Genomic DNA, 15669 nt, shown 5'->3' on the forward strand with positions numbered 1-15669 from the left:
ACAGACGAGCTTCAGGCGGTCGACGAGCATCGCGGGAGCATCAGGCATCCAGATCGGCGAGGCATCGTGATCCTTTTCGACAACGTCAGCAAGCTGTACCCGACGCAGAACCAACCGGCCCTCGACAGCCTCTCCATGGAGGTCGAGAAGGGCGAGTTCGTGTTCCTCGTCGGGCCGTCGGGCTCCGGCAAGTCCACGTTTCTGCGCCTGACCCTCAAGGAGGAGAAGCCCTCCGGTGGGCGCATCCGGGTGGCCGGCAAGGACCTGCACCGGCTGTCCAACTGGAAGGTCCCGCACCTGCGCCGGCGCATCGGCACGGTGTTCCAGGACTTCCGGCTGCTGCCGAACAAGACGGTGTTCGAGAACGTGGCGTTCGCGCTGCAGGTCATCGGCAAGCCACGGCGGCAGATCAACCGCGACGTCCCCGCCGTCCTCGAGCTCGTCGGCCTCGACGGCAAGGAAGACCGGCTGCCCGACCAGCTCTCCGGTGGTGAGCAGCAGCGTGTCGCCGTCGCCCGCGCGTTCGTCAACCGCCCGCTGATCCTGCTGGCCGACGAGCCCACGGGCAACCTCGACCCGGGCACCAGTGTCGGCATCATGAAGCTGCTCGACCGGATCAACCGGACCGGCACCACGGTCGTCATGGCGACACACGACCAGTCGATCGTCGACCAGATGCGTAAGCGCGTGATCGAGCTCGAACACGGCAAGCTCGTCCGCGACCAGTCGCGCGGCGTGTACGGCTACACCCGCTAGCGCCGACCCCCCCACAGCCAGGGCCGCTCGCGGCCGCCAGCCGAACCGGAAGAAACGATGCGCTTCCAGTACGTCCTGTCCGAGATCGCCACCGGACTACGCCGCAACCTGACGATGACCATCGCCCTGGTCATCGTGGTCGCGATCTCCATCGCGATGTTCGGCACCGGCCTGCTGGTCCGGTCCCAGGCCGAGACCACCAAGGGTTACTGGTACGACCGCATCGAGATCTCGGTCTTCATGTGCAACGAGTACTCCACCGGCGCCGGCTGCGCCGACGGAACGGTCACGGACGCACAGCGCGACACCATCCGGCAGACGCTGGAATCGCACCCCGAGGTCGACGAGGTCTTCTACGAGAACCAGGAGCAGGCCTTCGCTCGGTTCCGCGAGCAGTTCGACGACTCCGACGTCGAGAACATCATCACCCCCGACCAGCTGCCGGAGTCGTTCCGGGTCGCGCTGCAGGACCCGGAGGAGTACGACGGCGTGGTCTCGGCGGTGGCCGGACTGCCCGGAGTCCAGGAGGTCACCGACCAGCGCCAGCTACTGGAGCCGCTGTTCCAGACCCTTGACGGCGTGCAGGTCAGCGCATTCGCCATCACCCTCATCCAGGTGGTCGCGGCGGTCCTGTTGATCGGCAACACCATCCGGCTGGCCGCGTTCAGCCGCCGCCGCGAGACCGGCATCATGCGACTCGTCGGCGCGTCGAACTTCTACATCCAGCTGCCGTTCATCCTGGAGGCGGCCATCGCGGGTCTGCTGGGATCATTGTTCGGTGTGATCGCGCTGTTCTTCGGCGTGGAGCTCGTGGTCGGGCGGTTCATCGCGCCCAACCTGCAGTTCACGTCGTGGGTCGACAGCAGCGACGTGTGGTCCGCGGTGCCATGGCTCCTGCTGGCCGGGGTGGTCATCTCGGTGGTGGCGTCGTTCGTCACCCTGCGCCGCTACCTCCGCGTCTGACCACTCCGCCCAGCGGCGTCGTTGCTGCGCGGGGCGTCCACCGTCCCAGCCGTTGGAAATGATCACGTGGACCATGGGTGTGTTCGCGTCACCAGGGATGCTTGCCTGGTGACGCGAGAAATCGCCTAGGACTGGGCTGTCAGTGGGGCCCAGCGTTCTTCCGCGATATTGACGCGAGCCGGTCCGTCGTCGTCGGCGACATTACCGGCGCGTCGCGCGTGGCCGCCCGTGCCAGGATCACCAGCGCGCCGCGCGAGGGCTGCCCGCACCAGGATCTCTCCCGCTTCACCAGGTCAGCATGCCTGGTGGCGCGAACACACCCATGCCGCACGTGATCATTTCCGCCCCAACCACGAGGAATGACAGATGTGTAATTAGCGCGGGTGGCCTTCGCGCCAGGAGTGAATGATGTTACGGTCATGCACGAGTGGTGCGAAGGGGGCAGCTGTGAAAGCTGTGACTGATGAGATGTCTTGGGGTCGACGGTTGACCGTTCTGGTCGTCACCGTCGGCATTCTGTGTACCGGTCTCAGTCAGGCATGGGCGTCCTCAGATGCCGAAGAACGGCTCAAGGATGCCCAGAACAGCCTGTCCCGCGCGGAGGACGAGCTCGCCCACTCCGCCCAGGCGCTGGCCGCCGCCACCCGCGACTATCAGGCCGCGACGGCGCAGCTGCCGGCGGCGGAGGCGGGGCTGGCCACGGCGCAGCAGAACCTGGCGGTCGCGGAACAGGAGCTGGAGGTCGCGCGTGGCGAGGTCGTCGCGGCGAGGGCCGCCGACAAGGCCGCCGCCGACCGGCTGGCCGAGGCGGAGCAGAAGGTCGCCGACCAGCTCGCCAAGATCGACGACGTCTCTCAGCGCATCGACGACAAGCGGGCATCGATCAGCCAGGTCGCGGTGCAGGCCTACACCCGTGGCGCCGGCGGGGACCTGGCGACCATCGCGGCGATGATGCAGTCGTCGAGCCTCGACGAGATGGCGGCTCGTGCGGCCGCGTCGCGGTCGGTCATCAACGCCGAGAGCAGCATCATGGGCGACCTCAAGGACGACCGGGCGGTGCTGTCCAACGAGCGTGTCGTGCTCGAGGAACTGGAAGCCGAGGCCGAGGTGCTGCGTCAGCAGGCCGCGGAGCAACTGGCGTTGACCGAGGAGCGGGAGCGGGCGGCGGAGGCCGCGCGCTCAGCTGCTCAGGCCGCCAATGACGCCGCTGTCGCCGCCAAGGCCCAGGTCGACCAGTTGATCGCGGCGCAGGGCACCGCGCTGGCCGCCGCCGAAGCGGCCAAGGACGAGGATGCGGCACAGGCCGCGGCGTGGGAGGCCGAGCGCGACCGCATCGCCGCTGAGATCGCGGCCATCGAGCAGCGGCAGCGCGAGGAGGCCGAGCGCCAGAAGCAGGAGCAGGAGCAGGCCGAGCAGGAGCAGGAAGACTCCGGCAACGGCAACGGCGGCGGCGGCTCCGGTGGCGGAGGTGGCGGTGGTGGCGGCTCCGGCGGTGGAGGCGGAGGCGGCGGCAACTCGGCCGCGCTGCAGTTCCCCACGGCCAACCCGCACGTGACGTCGCCGTATGGCATGCGGACCCACCCGATCACCGGTGTGTACAAGCTGCACGACGGCACCGACTTCCGGGCCTACTGCGGCACGCCGATCCGCGCCGTCGCGTCCGGCACGGTCGAGTGGGCTTACTACCGCGGTGCGTACGGCAACCAGGTCGCCGTCAGCCACAGTGGGAAGGTCAGCACGTACAGCCACCTGTCCCGGTTCGCGGTCTCCTCGGGCGAGCGGGTGTCGCAGGGTGAGGTCATCGGCTACTCCGGCACCACTGGCAGCTCGACGGCGTGCCACCTGCACTTCATGCTCTACGTGGGCGGCGACCTCGTGAACCCGATGAACTACCTGGGCTGAAAACGCGTTGGTCGCGGCGCCCGCGGAAATGGGATCATTGGCGTCATGGCACGAGAGCGCGGACGCACCATGGTGGCCCAGAACCGCAAGGCCCGTCACGACTACCACATCGACGACACCTACGAGGCCGGCATCGTGCTCACCGGAACCGAGGTGAAGGCGTTGCGGGCGGGCAAGGCGTCGCTGATCGACGGCTTCGCGGAGGTCCGTGACGGTGAGGTGTGGCTGCGCAACGTCCACATCCCCGAGTACGACCTGGGCACGTGGAACAACCACGCACCCAGGCGCTCGCGCAAGCTGCTGCTGCGCAAGGACGAGATCAGCCGGCTCATCGGCAAGACCCGTGAGACCGGCTTCACGCTCGTCCCGCTCGCGCTGTACTTCAAGGACGGCTACGCGAAGGTCGAGATCGCGCTGGCTCGAGGCAAGAAGCACTACGACAAGCGGCACACCATCGCCGAGCGTGAGGCCAAGCGGGAGGCCGAGCGCGCCATGGCGCGGGCGCGCCGGCGCGGCTGAACGGCGCCGCCGGCTCCCGGCTGACGTCAGACGCGAGCGCCTGTGCGACCGCTGACCATCCGTCCGGCGGTCAGCGCTCGTGACCCATGCCTCACTCCGCGGCCTTGCTTCCCGGCTAAAAAGAAGGAATATTCGTTTTTGAAGTTGCCGTTCGCCTGGAGGCCAGCACCGTGAGCATGGATACCGTCGCCCCCGTCCGCACCCAGAGCCCTGACGTCGCCGTTCGCCGCTACGTCGCCGACGCCGCCCGCGCGGTGCGCCTGCCGGACGACGTCGCCGAGATCCTGGAGACCAGCTACCGCGAGGTGAGCGTTCAGGTCCCGTTGCGTCGCGACGACGGCAGCCTGCTGGTCGCGCACGGCTACCGGGTCCAGCACAACGGCGCCCGGGGGCCGTACAAGGGCGGGCTGCGCTACCACCCGCATGCCGATCTCGACGAGGTCCGGGCGCTGGCCGCGCTCATGACCTGGAAGACGGCGCTGCTCGACCTGCCGTTCGGCGGCGCGAAGGGCGGCATCCAGATCGACCCGACCACCCTGTCCGCACGCGAGCTGCAGTCGGTGACGCGTACGTTCGCGTTGTCGCTGAGTCACGTGCTGGGTGCGTACCGCGACATCCCAGCACCCGACGTCAACACGAACGCCCAGGTGATGGCCTGGTTCATGGACGCCTACAGCAGCCGCCACGGCTACACGCCCGCCGCGGTCACCGGTAAGCCGGTGGAGCTGGGCGGCGCGCCCGGCCGCGAGCAGGCGACCGGGCGCGGGCTGGTGTACATCGTCGAGGCGGCGGCCCGCCGGTGGGGCTGGGATCTCACGGGTAAGCGCGTCGTCATCGAGGGCTTCGGCAACGTGGGCTCCTGGGTGGCGCGGGAGCTGGATGCGCTCGGTGCCCGGGTGGTCGCCGTCAGTGACGTGCGTGGCGGGGTCTTCAACGACAACGGGCTCGACGTCGGCGGTCTGGTCGCCACTGTCGCCGCCGGCGGCACCGTCCCGGACGCCGACGTCGCGCACACCCCGGTCACCCACGACGAACTGCTCACACTCGAGTGCGACATCCTGGTGCCGGCCGCGCTGGGTGGCAGCATCACGGCGGACAACGCCGACGACATCACCGCCTCGCTCGTCGCGGAGGGCGCGAACCACCCGGTCACGCCGGAGGCCGACCGCATCCTCGCTGACCGCGGCGTGCGCGTCATCCCCGACATCCTCGCCAACGGCGGCGGCGTGACCGGCTCCTACTTCGAGTGGACCCAGAACATCCAGCAGTTCCAGTGGAAGGAGGAACGCTTCAACACCGAGCTGCGCGAGCGGCTCGAGGACGCCTTCCACGCCGTCGCCGAGTACGCCGAGCGAGACGGCTGCACCTACCGCCTGGCCGCGTATGCCATCGCTCTCGACCGGGTGGCGAGGGCAGCGCGCACCCGCGGGTACATCTGAGCCCGGCCAGGACGAGGACAGCGGAGCCGGCGGTGACCGTGCGCGAAGTCCGGGTGGACGGGCGATGGTGGTGGGTCCGGTACGACCGGGGCGGCCGGGTCGCGGCGATGGCGGCCGATCTCGCCTCGGTGCAGGTTCTCGACGTCGCCGTGGTGAGATGGCCCCGACGGCCGTCTCACACCGCGCCCCCCGTGACATCCTGACGCCTGTGTGGGAACGCGTGACCGCCGGCGAGTCCGGCGCCGACGTGAGCCGCCGCGACGGCGTCTACCGCAAGCGGTCCGACGACCCGGCCGACGATCTGGTGGGCGAGGCGGAGCGGCTGCGATGGCTGCGCCGCCACGGGATCCCGGCCGCTGAGGTACTCGAATGCCGGCCGGGGCTGCTGGTCACGGCCGAGGTGCCGGGCCGGCCGGCCGCCCAGCCGTGGCCGCGCGACACGCTGCCCCGAGTGGTCGGCGCCCTGGCCGAGCTGGTCCGGGCGCTGCACGCGGTGCCCGTCGCGGAGTGCCCGTTCGACCGCCGGCTGACGACGACGGTCCCGGCCGCTCTGGCCGCCGAGCCCGACCTGGACGATCTCGACGACGAGCGCCGCGGCTGGACGCGCGACCAGCTGGCCACTCAACTGCTAGACACCCGGCCTGGGGACGAGGACCTCGCGGTGTGCCACGGCGACCTCGACCTGCTCAACGTCCTGGTGGAGCCGGAGACGTGCACGGTGACGGGCGTGATCGACGCGGGGCGGCTCGGCGTGGCCGACCGCTGGCTCGATCTGGCCATCGTGACCCGCTCCCTGGAGAGCAATCACGGCGCTGACAGCGCGACACGGTTCCTTGAGTGTTACGGCATCGCGCCCGATCCGGCCAAGCAGGCGTACTACCGCCTGCTCGACGAGTTCTTCTAGGGCGTCTTGTGGATCTTGATGGACGCCGGCGGCGTCCAGGCGTCGATCCGCGGCCGTAGAAGATCCACAAGACATCCCGAGCCCACCCGGATCACTCCGGACGCGTCGACGGCAGCATCCGGCGCGCGACGTTCTCGGACGGTGGCCCTGCGGGGGGCGGCGAGATCCATGGGCCGGTGCCTTCGCTGGCGTCGAGCACGTCGGCGTCGAACCAGCTGTGCTCGCCGGCGAGGACGGCGCGGGCGAGGCTTTCGTCGGCGCGGTCGGTGTTGTGCCACAGCGCGTCGAAGAGCCGCTCGCTGCGCAGCCGCGACTGACGTGCGAATGTGTCGGCCAGCTGGACGGCGGCGGGCTGGCCGTTCTCTCGCAGCATCTGCGCCCGGACACAGCTGGCGGCGACGGCGAACAGTTCGGCCCCGATGTCGACGACCCGCGCCAGGAAGCCCTGCTTCTTCTCCAGCCCGCCCTGCCAGCGCGCCATGGCGTAGAACGTCGAGCGGGCCAACCGCCGCGACGCCCGTTCGACGTAGCGCAGGTGTGTCGCGAGCAGGCCGAACTCCTGGTACGACCTGGGTAGCTGGCCGGCGCCGGTGACCAGTTGCGGCAGCCAGCGCGCGTAGAACCCGGTGGCTTTCACCGCGGCCTTCGCCTTGCCGGACAGGGCGACGTCGGGGTCGATGATGTCGCCGGCGGCCTGCAGGTGGGCATCGACGGCCTCACGGGCGATCAGCAGGTGCATGATCTCCGTGGAGCCTTCGAAGATGCGGTTGATGCGCAGGTCGCGCAGGATCTGCTCGGCCGGGACCGCTCGCTCGCCGCGGGCCGCGAGTGACGCGGCGGTCTCGTAGCCGCGACCGCCGCGGATCTGCACGAGCTCGTCTGCGACCTGCCAGGCGGTCTCGCTGCACCACAGCTTCGCCAGCGCCGCCTCGATACGGATGTCGCGGCGGCCCTCGTCGGCCAGGTGCGCGGACAGGTCGAGGACCGCCTCCTGCGCGAACGCCGTCGCCGCGATGAACGAGACCTTGTGCGCGACGGCGGCGTGCTCACCCACCGGGCGGCCCCACTGCACCCGCTCGGCCGACCACTCGCGTGCGATCTTCAGGCACCACTTCGACGCGCCGGTGCACAACGCCGGGATGGACAGGCGGCCGGTGTTGAGCGTCGTCAGCGCGATCTTCAGCCCGTCGCCTTCGCCGCCGAGGCGGTTCGCCGCCGGCACCCGGACCCGGTCGAACCGGGTGACGCCGTTCTCGATGCCCCTGAGACCCATGAACGCGTTGCGGCGCTCGACGGTGATGCCGGGGCTGTCGGCCTCGACGACGAACGCCGTCACGCCGCCGCGTCCGCCGTCGTGCGCAGGCACCCGAGCCATCACCACGAGTAGTTCGGCCACCACGCCGTTGGTGGTCCACAGCTTGGTGCCGCTGATCTCGTACGTCTCGCCGTCGTCGACGGGTTCGGCGACGGCGGCCAGCCGGGCCGGGTCGGAGCCGACGTCGGGCTCGGTGAGCAGGAACGCGCTGATGGCACCCTGGGCGCAGCGAGGCAGGAAGGCGCGCTTCTGCTCCTCGCTGCCGAACTGCTTGACCGGCTCCGGGACTCCGATGGACTGGTGCGCGGACACCAGCGCCCCGATCGACGGATGGACGTCGCCGAGCAGCATGAGCCCGTGGTTGTAACCGACCTGGGTCAGCCCGAGGCCGCCGTACTCGCGCGGGACCTTCATGCCGAACACACCGATTCGGGCCAGCGCCTTGACGTACTCGTCCGGGATACGCGACTCGCGTTCGATGACGCTGCCGTCGAGCTCGCCGCAGACCGCTCGGAGCCGCTCCAGGAACGCCCTCGTCGCGGCGTCGCCGTCCGCGGCCGGGCGAGGGTGCGGATGGATGAGATCGAGCCGGAACCGGCCCAGATAGAGCTCCTTCGCGAACGACGGCTTGTTCCACCGCGTGTCCCTGGCGGCCTCAGCCACCCTGCGGGCTTCGCGTTCGTCGACGTGGACGGTGCCGGGCCGGGTGCTCGTCGTCATGGCGCCTCCTTCGTTGGTGGCGACGTACCCAATGTTACCCACTGGTAGCACCCTGGGGGAGTGGCCGGGAATCTCACTCGCCTGTCCGGCGTTATACGCGGTAACCTTGTCGAGCCTTCGGGTTCGCCCGAGGTGTTGACAACTCCAGAGGGGCTGAGCGGTTTCGACTTCGCACGTCGAACCAGGGGAAGCGGGCCGAGGAGGCCGCGTTATCTCGTTAACGCTCGCGGCAAACGTTACAAGTGCCAACGCTAAGCGCACTGACTTCGCTCTCGCCGCCTGAGGCTAGGGACTGAAGTCTGTCGACCCGGGGTTGCTTCCGACCCGGTGTTCGGCATCATTCAGGAAGCTCACCTGTCGGTACGGTCGCGGGACCGGCAGGGACACTTACGCGACTGGGCTCGTCACGGTGTACTCGCCTGTGTGATCACCGGAGCCGAGTAGAGGCATAGCAGGCTGCGCCCGGAGAAGCCCTGGAGAAGCGTCGGAGGACCCGGGTTCGATTCCCGGCAGCTCCACTACAGCCGAAGCGGCTGGTCAGGAAGGTTCTGACCAGCCGCTTCGTCGTGTCTTGACCCACTAACGACCCGCTTGGGTTCGCGCCAGACGCCAGGCTCCGCCTGTAGCGAGTCTTCGTCTGACGCTCGTAGGCAGCTGCCAATTTCGCGGAGCAACTCGCCTGTTGATCATCCTTCTGCACAGGTTCCGGTGTGCTTGGAGCGCACGTGAGCGACCTGGTGCCAGCCCGGTAGGTTCTTGGTCAACGATCATGAGTCGGGTGTTAGTGCCGAACCGGCCTTGAGATCGGGTGGGGTGATGTCCATGAGGAGTTCGTCGCATGGTTGGCCCAGCCAGTACCCGGCTTGGCGGAGGCGGTCACCAGGCTGCCTACGTCGGCCGGCCATCTGACGCCACGACCTGGCCCGCGCCGCTCAACACGGCGCTCGCCGGGCTGGCATTGCCGCGTTGGAATCCGAGTGCCACATTGTCGAGGCACACGGGCACGCCGCTGCCAACGACCCAAGTGCCTGCGCAGGGGCGCTCAGAGCCGCCGAACACGCCTTCGCCAGTGACGACACCCCGTCCTGGCTTGCCTACTTTGACGAGGCGTACCTGTCGGCCAAGATCGCACATTGCTTCCGTGACCTCGGGGACTACCGTCGCACTGCGCGGCATGCCGAGCCATCATTGAAAATGACTGACGGGTACACCCGGGGCCGAGTATTTACCTGTGCCTACTTGCTACGGCTCGCGCCCCGGACGGCCCCCGCGAAGCAGCCCGTGTCGGTGGCCAAGCCCTCGACATCGCGGTCGGACTGTCCTCGCAACGCAGCCGGAGCTATCGGCGAGACGTCGCCCACCGACTCCGGCCCCCTTTGAGCCACAGCCGTCCTCAGCGCGGTGGCGGACCGATTCGTTCCGATAGTGGGGCGGGGGATCGAGCCTGCGATGGGCGGATCCGGTGCGGACCGTCTCGTCGGCGCCGGGGTCAGGATGCCTTCGCCGCGGCGCGGGCTGCCTCGATCTGAGGCACGTGCGATTCCGCCCACTGCCGGATCGCGCGCAGCGGTCCGAGAAGCGAGCGGCCGAGCTCGGTCAGCTCGTACTCGACCCGCGGCGGGTTCTCCTCGTACTCGGTGCGGGTGATGAGCCCGTCGGTTTCGAGGGTGCGCAGCGTCTCGGTGAGGACCTTCGGGGTGATGCCCTGGATGTGCGACTGGAGCTGGCCGAAGCGCTTCGGGCCGTGCTCGAGGGCGTTGACGACGAAGACGGTCCAGCGCGCGCCGATCCGGTGCAGCACCGTGCGGGACTTGCACGTCTGCGACATCACGTTGTAGCCCATCGGCCACCGCCCTCTTCGCCATCGGCGTGCTGCCGCTTCCCTTGCAGTAAGCCGGTATCGAAAGCATAGCGTCGGTTCCGGTTCGGCGACCGCCGGCCAGGAGCGAAGGAGGAGCCATGGAGCTGACAAGGCAGCGGGTGCTCGTGATCGGCGGCGGCAAGCGGATCGGCGCCGCGATCGCACGGCGGGCCCGATCCAAAGGCGCCGAGGTGATCGTCGGCGCGCGGAACCCGGATGCGATCCACGACACCGCAAGGATGCAGGCGGTGCGCCTCGACCTCACCGACGAGGCCAGCATCGCAGCGGCCGCCGAGGCGATCGGCCCGATCGATCACGTGGTGACCACCGGTTCGCTTCCCCACGACGCCCCGGTGCGCGAACTCGACCAGGACCTGGTGATCCGTGCCTTCCAGGCGAAGGTGATCGGCCCGCTCATGGTCGCCAAGCACCTCGACATCCGGGCCTCTCTCACACTGTTCTCCGGCGTCGTCGGGTGGAGGCCCGGACCCGGCTCGACGATCAAAGGCATCACCAACGGCGCCGTCGAGTTCGCCGCCCGCCACCTCGCCGCGAACCTCACACCGATCCGCGTCAACGCGATCTCCCCCGGCACGATCGACAGCGGCCTCTGGGACGGCAAGGGCGAGCAGAAAGCAGAGTTCCTCCGCGCCGCCGCCGCGCGGACCCTCGTCGGCCGCTCCGGCACACTCGACGACGTCGCCGACACCGCACTCTGGCTCATGACCGCCGGCTTCGTCAGCGGCGAGACGATCCACATCGAAGGCGGGCGACGCTCGTAGCACCGCGGCATCTCACGTGCCCAGCACTGTCGGCTGAGCCTGGGCGTGAAGACGCCTGCCCCATGTCACACCAATGAATGGAGCGGGCACAGGGTGCGACGCGGTGGTCGAACGCCTGCTGGGCGTGGACTCGAGGGTGATTCCCGCCGCTGACCGGCTGGTGCCCGGCCTGCCCGAGCACCAGAATGTCGGCATCGTCTATCGGGTCCGTATCACCGGCGGCCGACTCCGGCCTGAGGCGAACGGCGAAGTCGCGGAGTCGGTGTGGACGCCGATCCCCGGCGTCGCCTTCCTGCGCCGGTCATCGCTTGTCGATATCGGCCTCGGCCCTGGCCCAGACCGCCCCGGTGACCGGCCACGTCGCTCCCGCTCCGGCCGGCGGCCTGATCCAGCACTGAGGCACGCCAACGTCGACGCGGCCCCGTCTACCGTCTGCCTGGTTGCCTGCGCTGTGGTGTGGTCTGCAGTTATAGGGCCGGAGACTGTTGACCTCGAGGAGCTACTGCCGACACACGTAGACCCGGCGGAACCGGGGGCGCAGCTGGGCTTCTCGCTCGATCGGTGCGTGGGCGAACACTCGAACGGGTCTGAGCCCGTCAGGCGTTGTGAATCCGGTGTCGTCCTCGTCCCAGTCCTTGTAGACGTGCAGGTAGCGAAACCGTTCGTGGAAGCCGTTCGCCTGATACCAGGCGTTGGCGCCATCGCCGTGGCGCCCGCGACGCCACCTCGCAGGATCTCCGGAACCGGGAACGAGTACTCCGCGTGCTCAACACCGGGATGTCAACGTCACGGCTATTCGCACGCTTAGGACCAACTTATGCCAGACGTGTAAGTCACCGGATGATCGTCGTCGATGCCGGCGTGTGGGTGAGGGCGCTGGTCGACGACGGCCACTCGGGCGATGCGTGTCGGCAGGTGCTGAGCGACGATCCCGAGTGCGCGGCGCCGGCACCATCGAGGCGCTGCGGACCATTCGCCGGTTCGAGTCCGCCGAGTTGATCACCACTGCCCAGGCTGACGCGTTCGCCGGAGCGGTCCGGGAGGTCGAGGTCCGGTACACGGGACCGGAGGCGTGGCTTCTCGCGATGATCTGAGACCGACGCCACAACGTCAGCCTGTACGGGGCACCCTACGTCGCGCTCGCCCAACGCTACGGCCGCCCGCCACCGAGAAGATCGGTGAGCCGTTCGCGCCGTGCTCAGGCCTCGAGCTCGCCCTCCAGCAGGCTCATGAGGACCATGTCGTGCCAGCGGCCCTTGCGGCGCAGGGTGTCGCGTGCGCGGCCTTCTTCGACGAAACCCACCTTCTGGTACACGCGGATGGCGGCCGTGTTCTCGTCCGCCACCCAGAGCTGAATGCGGTGCAGGCGCAGCGCGTCGAAGCCGTAACGGCAGATCAGCCGGGTGGCCTCCGTGCCGTAGCCCTGGCTCCAGCAGTCCTTCTCGCCGATGTAGATGTCGAGTTCGGCGGCTCCGGTCTCGGGCTCGGCGCCGCTGAGGGCGACCAGGCCGATCAGTCGGCCGTCGGCGGTGGTCTCGATGCCCAGGACGACGCGGTCGTAGGAGTTCTTCGGACGGCCGGCGTACTCGGCGGCGAATCGCTCACTACTGGTGGGGTAGCTGTGGGCGAACCACTGCATGACCTCGGGGTCGTGATTCCAACGGTGGTGGGCCGCCGCGTCGCTGGGTTCCATGGGTCGCAGCCGTACGAGGTCTCCGCTGAGCAAACCGTGCGCTCCGTTCGTCCGTGGGGAACCGTGCACTCACGAAAGCAGCCGGGACACATCGCCGGCAACAGGTTTTCGATCAACCCCGGCCATCGCGTCATGGTGCGGCGGGCGGGCCGTCTGGTGGTTGACGCCACCCGACCGCCCGGACGATCGAGGACCCACGCAGAATGATGGACGACATGCCGACGCCGCCAGAGGACCCCCGGGACGACGATGTGCCGCGGCAGGTCGTCCACGGGGTCCCGCGACTGTCGCGGGCGCACCTGAGCCGGCCCCGGTTGGTCGAGGCCCTCGACGGCGACGTCGCGCTGCGGGTCGTGCGGGCACCGGCCGGCTACGGCAAGACGTCGCTGCTGGCGGAGTGGGCGCGCCTGGTACGTGACGGTGCCACCCTGTGGGTGAGCGTCGACGACGACTGCCGGACCCGCCTCGGGTTCTGGGGCCGGGTGGTGGCGCTGCTGAACGCCACCGGGGTGGCCGGGGGCAGCGGTCTGGAAGGGCTCGCCGTCACCCGGGACGTCGCCACGAACCTGCCGGCGCTTCTCCTGCACGGTTTCGGGACGCTCCGGCAACCGCTCACCCTCGTGGTCGACGGCTTCGAGAACGTCACCGACCCCGAGGTGGAGGCCGACCTGCTCCGGCTGGTGCGGCACGCCGCCAGCCTGTACCTCGTGGTCGGCACCAGGACCGCAACCGCGCTCGCCGCGACGGAGACGATGCTCTCGCTCGACGCCGTCGTGCTGGACGCACACCAGCTCGCCTTCACCCCGAACGAGGTCACGCAGCTGGGCATTCACGTCGGCAGCTCGCTCACGGCGGGGCAGCTCACCGCGCTGCACGACGCCAGCGCCGGCTGGCCGCTCGCGGTCCGCGCCGGCGTGCAGGCTCCCCGCGAGAACCCGTGGCCGGCGCCCGGTGAACGCGACACCGTCTCGCGGGTCCAGCGGATGCTCATCGACGACCTCGCCGGAGTGCCCGGATTCGACGACCTGGTGACGATGTCCGTCGTCGACGGGTTCACGGTCGAGCATGCACAGCTGCTGGGCGCCGACGTGACGAGCGGGCCCATCCTGGCCGAGGTCGAGGCGCGTGGCCTGGGCGGCTGGGAGGACGGCGTCGCCGGGACGCGGTTCCGGTTGCAGCCGCTGGTCCGGCAGGCGCTGTACGCGCGGCTGGGCGAGACCGCCCGGCGGCGGGCCCACCAGGTGCTCGCCTCCTGGTACGAGCGGAGCGGCGAATACGGCCACGCGTTCGAGTCGGCGCTGATCGCGCAGGACTGGCCGCTGGCCCGCCGGCTCGTCACGACGTCGCTGCACCAGGTGTTCGCGGGCCTCGACCGCGGCTGGATGCGCCGGGTGGAGGTGCCGCGACAGGTCCTGCACGCGCAGCCCGTGCTCGCCCTGGTGGTCGCCGTCGGTCACTACGCGCGCGGCGACGTCGGCAAGGCGATCCGGACGGTGACGGCCGGGGTGGCGAACGTGGAGTGGAAGCGGCTGGCCGACCACAGGCAGGTCAGCGTCGACCACCTGTGGTTCCAGGGCATCCTCGCGGTCGGGTTCCGGTTCGCCGGCCGGGACGAGCTGGTCCAGCCCGCGCTGCGTCGCCTGAACGGGATGTTGCCGCGCGCCACCGGCGCACCGGCGGAACTGCGGTACTTCACCAGTGTCTACGCCACTCAGGCCGCGAGCACCTACCTGCTGCTGGACCGTGTCGACGATGCCGCGGACGTGCTGGCCGACCGGCCTCCGCCGAGTGAGGCGAGCGGCACCCGCGACTGGTACCCGGAGTCGCTCACCGTGCTGGCGCACGCCTCGGCGGGACGGATCGGGCTGGCGCGGGAGGCCCTGGCCGAGTTCGTCGATGCGGCCCTCCCACGCTTCTTCAACGCCGGCTTCTACGCCGTTCCCAAACACGTCGGCGCCGCGTATGTCCATCTGGAGGACCACCGGCCCGACGCGGCGGACGACGAGCTGGCGCAGATCGACCCGCATTGGCCGACGGTGGAGTGGTGGCCGCTGGTCCTGCATGCGCGGGTGCTCCAGCGCTGGCATGCCGCCGGACCAGCTGCGGGGCTGCGGGCACTGGAGTCCGGGATGGCCGAGAAGCGGCAGAAGCCGCTGGGTGGGGCGATGCGGGCGATGCTGACGGCGTTGCGTGCCGAACTCCTGCTGGCGGCCGGCCGCCCGGCCGAGGCGCGGCAGCTTCTTCCGGCCCGCCGGACCCGCACTCACCCACGACTGGCCGTGGCGAAGGCGCGCGGACTGCTCATGGACGGCGACCTCGGCCGGGCTCTCGCCCTCGCCGCCGCACCGGACCACCAGCAGCGCACCACGCCGCGGATCCGGCTCGACCTGCGGCTCATCGCGGCGTCGGCCCGGTTGCGCTCCGGCGACGAAACCGCGGCGGCCCATGCGTTCGACGACGCCGTCCAGCTCGCCGTGCAGACGGGGTTGCGCAGTCCGTTCGCCGCGATGCCCCGGGAGGATTTCGCCGTACTGGTCGCTGCCGTCGCCGGAAGCGACGAACTACGCGCCGACGTCGACCGGCTGCCGGTGCTGTTCCCCGAGCCGGAGGTGCTCGTCCCGCTCACCCGCCGCGAACTGGTGGTGCTCGCCGAGCTCGCCACCCCGGACTCCCTCCCGGTCATTGCCGGCCGGCTCTCCGTGGCCGTCAGCACGGTGAAGACGCAGTGCCGCGCCATCTACCGCAAACTCGGCGTGCCGGGCCGCGAGGCCGCCGTCGCCGAATCCCGCCGGCGCGGCATTCTCTAGACCAGGGG

13 protein-coding genes, 1 other RNA gene and 1 pseudogene are annotated in these 15669 nt (G+C 69.8%); 12 read left to right on the forward strand and 3 right to left on the reverse strand.

All coding sequences use genetic code 11. From position 1 onward, the window contains the following. Positions 1-66: 66 nt before the first annotated feature. From ftsE to JIAGA_RS0115100, 6 genes are all read left to right on the forward strand, one after another. Entirely contained in the window at positions 67-756 is a 690-nt protein-coding gene (ftsE, locus tag JIAGA_RS0115075; protein ID WP_026876305.1) for a cell division ATP-binding protein FtsE, read from the forward strand. A 57-nt stretch (positions 757-813) separates the two neighbouring features. Beyond that, the gene (gene ftsX / locus JIAGA_RS0115080; protein WP_026876306.1) at positions 814-1719 is read left to right on the forward strand and encodes a permease-like cell division protein FtsX; all 906 of its coding nucleotides are present in this window, start codon (positions 814-816) and stop codon (positions 1717-1719) included. A 486-nt stretch (positions 1720-2205) separates the two neighbouring features. Next, positions 2206-3621: a M23 family metallopeptidase gene (locus JIAGA_RS29990; protein ID WP_035812567.1), complete on the forward strand. Its 1416-nt coding sequence runs from the start codon at positions 2206-2208 to the stop codon at positions 3619-3621. Positions 3622-3666: 45 nt separating this feature from the next. After that, entirely contained in the window at positions 3667-4140 is a 474-nt protein-coding gene (gene smpB, locus JIAGA_RS0115090) for an SsrA-binding protein SmpB (RefSeq protein WP_026876307.1), read from the forward strand. Positions 4141-4316: 176 nt separating this feature from the next. Beyond that, on the forward strand, positions 4317-5579 hold the full coding sequence (locus JIAGA_RS0115095) for a Glu/Leu/Phe/Val family dehydrogenase (protein ID WP_026876308.1): 1263 nt from the start codon (positions 4317-4319) through the stop codon (positions 5577-5579). Between the two features lie 208 nt (positions 5580-5787). After that, a complete protein-coding gene (locus JIAGA_RS0115100) occupies positions 5788-6483 on the forward strand; it encodes an APH(3') family aminoglycoside O-phosphotransferase (protein ID WP_035812568.1) in 696 nt (231 codons plus the stop codon). Between the two features lie 91 nt (positions 6484-6574). Here the strand turns inward: JIAGA_RS0115100 and JIAGA_RS0115105 are convergent, their stop codons facing one another. After that, the gene (locus JIAGA_RS0115105) at positions 6575-8518 is read right to left on the reverse strand and encodes an acyl-CoA dehydrogenase family protein (RefSeq protein ID WP_026876310.1); all 1944 of its coding nucleotides are present in this window, start codon (positions 8516-8518) and stop codon (positions 6575-6577) included. 149 nt (positions 8519-8667) lie between these two features. Here JIAGA_RS0115105 and ssrA point away from each other — a divergent pair. Together ssrA and JIAGA_RS36460 are read left to right on the forward strand one after the other, a co-directional pair. Further along, positions 8668-9039: a transfer-messenger RNA gene (gene ssrA / locus JIAGA_RS33870) on the forward strand. A 397-nt stretch (positions 9040-9436) separates the two neighbouring features. Beyond that, the gene (locus tag JIAGA_RS36460) at positions 9437-9898 is read left to right on the forward strand and encodes an NsdA family TPR-like regulatory protein (protein WP_483790129.1); all 462 of its coding nucleotides are present in this window, start codon (positions 9437-9439) and stop codon (positions 9896-9898) included. 109 nt (positions 9899-10007) lie between these two features. Here the strand turns inward: JIAGA_RS36460 and JIAGA_RS0115110 are convergent, their stop codons facing one another. After that, positions 10008-10361, reverse strand: a complete 354-nt coding sequence (locus JIAGA_RS0115110; RefSeq protein ID WP_026876311.1) for a winged helix-turn-helix transcriptional regulator — start codon at positions 10359-10361, stop codon at positions 10008-10010. A gap of 116 nt (positions 10362-10477) precedes the next feature. On the opposite strand from JIAGA_RS0115110, the gene JIAGA_RS0115115 reads away from it, so the two are divergent. The 3 genes and pseudogenes from JIAGA_RS0115115 to JIAGA_RS34595 all read left to right on the forward strand — a co-directional run bounded on the left by JIAGA_RS0115115 (position 10478) and on the right by JIAGA_RS34595 (position 12255). Next, positions 10478-11161: an SDR family oxidoreductase gene (locus tag JIAGA_RS0115115; RefSeq protein ID WP_026876312.1), complete on the forward strand. Its 684-nt coding sequence runs from the start codon at positions 10478-10480 to the stop codon at positions 11159-11161. 88 nt (positions 11162-11249) lie between these two features. After that, positions 11250-11559: pseudogene (locus tag JIAGA_RS36135) on the forward strand (NUDIX hydrolase); the annotation flags it as partial. A gap of 537 nt (positions 11560-12096) precedes the next feature. Continuing rightward, complete coding sequence (locus JIAGA_RS34595) at positions 12097-12255, forward strand: hypothetical protein (RefSeq protein ID WP_157553197.1); 159 nt, start codon at positions 12097-12099, stop codon at positions 12253-12255. A 104-nt stretch (positions 12256-12359) separates the two neighbouring features. On the opposite strand, the gene JIAGA_RS0115125 is transcribed toward JIAGA_RS34595, so the two are convergent. Next, positions 12360-12854 carry a GNAT family N-acetyltransferase gene (locus JIAGA_RS0115125; RefSeq protein ID WP_051426126.1) on the reverse strand — a complete coding sequence of 165 codons (495 nt, stop codon included), beginning with the start codon at positions 12852-12854 and terminating at the stop codon, positions 12360-12362. A 215-nt stretch (positions 12855-13069) separates the two neighbouring features. On the opposite strand from JIAGA_RS0115125, the gene JIAGA_RS0115130 reads away from it, so the two are divergent. Next, a complete protein-coding gene (locus JIAGA_RS0115130; protein ID WP_157553199.1) occupies positions 13070-15661 on the forward strand; it encodes a LuxR C-terminal-related transcriptional regulator in 2592 nt (863 codons plus the stop codon). Positions 15662-15669: the final 8 nt, after the last annotated feature.

It is taken from the genome of Jiangella gansuensis DSM 44835 (genome assembly GCF_000515395.1).
Classification (GTDB): domain Bacteria; phylum Actinomycetota; class Actinomycetes; order Jiangellales; family Jiangellaceae; genus Jiangella; species Jiangella gansuensis.

Bases quoted from the DNA above. Each gene is read 5' to 3' on its own strand.
- ftsX (WP_026876306.1), top strand. From the start codon at position 814: ATGCGCTTCCAGTACGTCCTGTCCGAGATCGCCACCGGACTACGCCGC.
- smpB (WP_026876307.1), top strand. From the start codon at position 3,667: ATGGCACGAGAGCGCGGACGCACCATGGTGGCCCAGAACCGCAAGGCC.
- JIAGA_RS0115095 (WP_026876308.1), top strand. From the start codon at position 4,317: ATGGATACCGTCGCCCCCGTCCGCACCCAGAGCCCTGACGTCGCCGTT.
- JIAGA_RS0115105 (WP_026876310.1), bottom strand. From the start codon at position 8,518: ATGACGACGAGCACCCGGCCCGGCACCGTCCACGTCGACGAACGCGAA.
- JIAGA_RS0115110 (WP_026876311.1), bottom strand. From the start codon at position 10,361: ATGGGCTACAACGTGATGTCGCAGACGTGCAAGTCCCGCACGGTGCTG.
- JIAGA_RS0115115 (WP_026876312.1), top strand. From the start codon at position 10,478: ATGGAGCTGACAAGGCAGCGGGTGCTCGTGATCGGCGGCGGCAAGCGG.
- JIAGA_RS0115125 (WP_051426126.1), bottom strand. From the start codon at position 12,854: ATGGAACCCAGCGACGCGGCGGCCCACCACCGTTGGAATCACGACCCC.
- JIAGA_RS0115130 (WP_157553199.1), top strand. From the start codon at position 13,070: ATGCCGACGCCGCCAGAGGACCCCCGGGACGACGATGTGCCGCGGCAG.